The sequence below is a fragment of the Shimia sp. SK013 genome, from assembly GCF_001292625.1.
Classification (GTDB): Bacteria; Pseudomonadota; Alphaproteobacteria; order Rhodobacterales; family Rhodobacteraceae; genus Shimia.
The window spans coordinates 1-2,866 of sequence record NZ_LAJH01000002.1 but is presented as its reverse complement, the minus strand read 5'-3'; the positions used below and the strand labels follow the sequence as shown (position 1 = coordinate 2,866).

General features: G+C 43.6%; 4 protein-coding genes. 2 read left to right on the top strand and 2 right to left on the bottom strand.

What is annotated here, in order from left to right; genetic code table 11:
• On the bottom strand, positions 1 to 255 hold a 255-nt coding region (locus SHIM_RS20075), incomplete at its 3' end, for a hypothetical protein (protein WP_206541353.1).
• Positions 256 to 464: 209 nt separating this feature from the next.
• On the opposite strand from SHIM_RS20075, the gene SHIM_RS19870 reads away from it, so the two are divergent.
• Positions 465 to 929 (top strand): DUF3693 domain-containing protein, encoded by a 465-nt coding sequence (locus tag SHIM_RS19870; protein WP_045091502.1) that lies wholly within the window; start codon positions 465 to 467, stop codon positions 927 to 929.
• A 357-nt stretch (positions 930 to 1,286) separates the two neighbouring features.
• Positions 1,287 to 1,760 (top strand): hypothetical protein, encoded by a 474-nt coding sequence (locus SHIM_RS20070; RefSeq protein ID WP_045091503.1) that lies wholly within the window; start codon positions 1,287 to 1,289, stop codon positions 1,758 to 1,760.
• A gap of 290 nt (positions 1,761 to 2,050) precedes the next feature.
• On the opposite strand, the gene SHIM_RS00020 is transcribed toward SHIM_RS20070, so the two are convergent.
• Positions 2,051 to 2,866, bottom strand: an 816-nt coding sequence (locus tag SHIM_RS00020) for a zonular occludens toxin domain-containing protein (protein ID WP_054000577.1), incomplete at its 5' end; no start/stop codon positions are given.

The following is a 2,866-nucleotide window of genomic DNA, read 5'->3' as shown; positions in this document are numbered from 1 at the left end:
AGGGGATCGAACCATCAGAACGCCTTGATTCAGTTCAAAGCGCAGAGAGCCAATGAACTGAGCTCGTGATTGGTTAGCGGATTTCTTTACGGACTGATTAACGCGTTTAACGGATTCTTGCTGTTGTTCGTGTTGAAGACGACGCTGTTCAAGACGAGCATGAAAGGCTTTTTGCTCAGCAGCGCGTTTGAGTTCGTTAAAGTAGTGATGACATTGAATGGCGAACTCAGTGAGTTGGCCGTCATCATCATACATAGATTGATTCAGGTGCTTACGGAAGAACACGCCAGTAAGTCGAGGACTAAGCGCACATTCATTTTCGATAAGGGATTTGATTTGTTCCGTAAGCATAATGACACCTGACCAATTACGATTTGTCGTAAGTATAATTACGGATTTTGGTAATTGCTAGATGCGAATTTCCGTAACTACTAAGCTAAAATCAAGAAAACGGAGGTAGTCCCATGTATCAAAGTGAGCTGTTAGATGCCTACAAAAAGGCAAAAAACTACGTACAAGACAAGCAAATCGCACATGATTTGAATGTAAACGCGTCCAGAATCAGCGAAATGCGAAAAGGAAGACGCTATATATCTGATTCAGAAGCAGTTTTTCTAGCGGAGAATTCAGGAATTGACCCAGAGATAGCTTTGTTGGGATGTCACGCTGATCGCAACGAAAATCCACACATAAAAGGAATGTGGGAAAACATTGCAAAAAAGTTTAACGGGCTAGGATTATCAAGTATTTCAATGGTTTGTGGCATGTTTGCGTTGTGGCTTGGCGACCTTAAAGTAGCTATAGCTAAGTGCGCATTATGCGACGTTATGTTGAATAATGTTTCATATCAATTACATATACACCCTTTTGATTATCAGGGTATATATGACGAACTTTCGAAAAATGAGCAAGAATTACGTTTTTCGTGAATTTGAGTGTGGTTTAAGTGTAGAAGAAGCAGCAAAACTATGTTTTAAAAGTGTGAGGATGGTCAAGTTATGGGACTCAGGAAAGCCCATACCACCCGAATGCAAACGGCTAATGAGAATGACCAAGGGGAGGGAACTAGCCACCTCGGAAGCTTGGGAAAATTTCAAAATGCATAAAGACACGCTTGAACTACCAACAGGACAACTAGTGACACCCCAAGAGATCCTTACTGGAATAGCTTTACTTGAAATTCAGTCACCTAGTGACACAGGAACACTTACAAAACTCATGAAGTATGCTAGATGTATAGCAGGAATAAAAAATAAGTAGCATATATTTAGCAAGAAGGACTCTAAATGAAAAAAGCACTTGTAATGTTATCTTTGCCTTTACTCATACCTTTTCCAAGCCTAGCGAAGTTTGAAGGATTTACAGAGAAGAGCTATTCAAACGGACAGTACCTAAGAACGCATTATACTGAAAGCAATCGCTCTCAATTTCATATTGGTTGTGGAAGAGGATCTGACAAGAAAGTATTTAGCCTTGTTGGGTTTAAACATCACAGTCTTTATGACTGGAGTGGTGTTACAAATATGAAGCTTTCAATTGACGGCGGCAAAGTATTGTCAATTAAAGGTGGGTCAAACAAGTATGACGATATGTTTTACTCAAGTGGCTCTACTGATTTGTTGATTCGAGAAATGTTAACTGGGAAATTGTTGGAGGTAATCGTATTCGATAATGAAAAGGAAAAAATACACTTTTCATTGGAAGGGATAGAAGACGCGTACAAAACGCTCAAAGATAAGTGTAACTTACCCGAGAGTTAACCATTAAGCCGAGCAATCACTGTTCGGCTTTTTTGTATCAGAGCACAAGGTTAGTAGTGAGTGGGAATTTACCCCCGTAATACAGATTCGGGGGTTTGCTCCGCTTTTAGGTCCCTCCCGCAAAGCGGGCCCCTCCCAAAATGCTCGCAATACCGCGCACGTAATAAAAAAGGGCTCGTATAGAGCCCCATGATTAAGTTCGGTGTGGAAGTGCCAAGGTTTGGTGTCCTACATGTTCCGCTTCCTCGGTCTACGCAGACTGCGCTAGCTTCGACGCTGTGGCGAGCGGTCTAGATATGGACAGGCATGTTTTGCTGCAATATGTCTGACGGCTTTTCTCTTTGCCCGCACGTGAAGATCCTTTCTGTTTCTTCCCAAGTCACTCGATACACGCAATCGCTCAACACTTCGAACTGATACCCAATCTTTACCAAGTCCAGATGATCGAAACTGAATAGCTTGTCGCGGCCATCGTACACATCGATGTATATCTTGTAGAACGTCAGGTCACGGTCGAGTTCGGCAGCATACTTCAGCCGTTTGGCGTAGGCGATTTGCTTTGCGTATCCGGTGATATAGAAGTCGTAATCTTCCAAAGGCCCGAACCCTGATGCTTTCTTTTTCTTCTTCGCTTTGGTTTCTGCCGTATCTACCGTTGGCGTTCCGTCAGGCAGCTGCGCTTGTACTGGTTGTGGTGGTTTAACGGGGTCGGGTGGTTGCTCTGGCTCCGGCCACCAAGCCCAGATATTGAAAACCAATCCAAGCGATAACAGCACCACCGTTCCGACGACAGGCCAACGCTTCCAGAACGGGCGAATGTCTTTTGCTTCGGCTTCCTGCACTTGCTTGTTGGATTGCGAATGACTCTTATAGAACGGGAAGTATTCCGACTTATAAAATCGGGTAGAGGTGTTCACCACTTCACCGGCACAACCATCTTGCACTTTCTTGGTGTAAGAACTGGTTGAGCCCATCGCTGTGTTCTTTGTGCATCGGTAGGTCACTTCAATCATGTCCTTAATGTCTCGATGCACTTTGCGGATGTTCTGCGTGAGCAAGATGATATCGACACCGTAGTGACGGTGTATTGAGTACCATTCTAGAAT

What these genes read in the sequence shown, in the direction of transcription:
- SHIM_RS19870 (WP_045091502.1), top strand. Translation starts at nt 465, where the DNA reads ATGTATCAAAGTGAGCTGTTAGATGCCTACAAAAAGGCAAAAAACTAC.
- SHIM_RS20070 (WP_045091503.1), top strand. Translation starts at nt 1,287, where the DNA reads ATGAAAAAAGCACTTGTAATGTTATCTTTGCCTTTACTCATACCTTTT.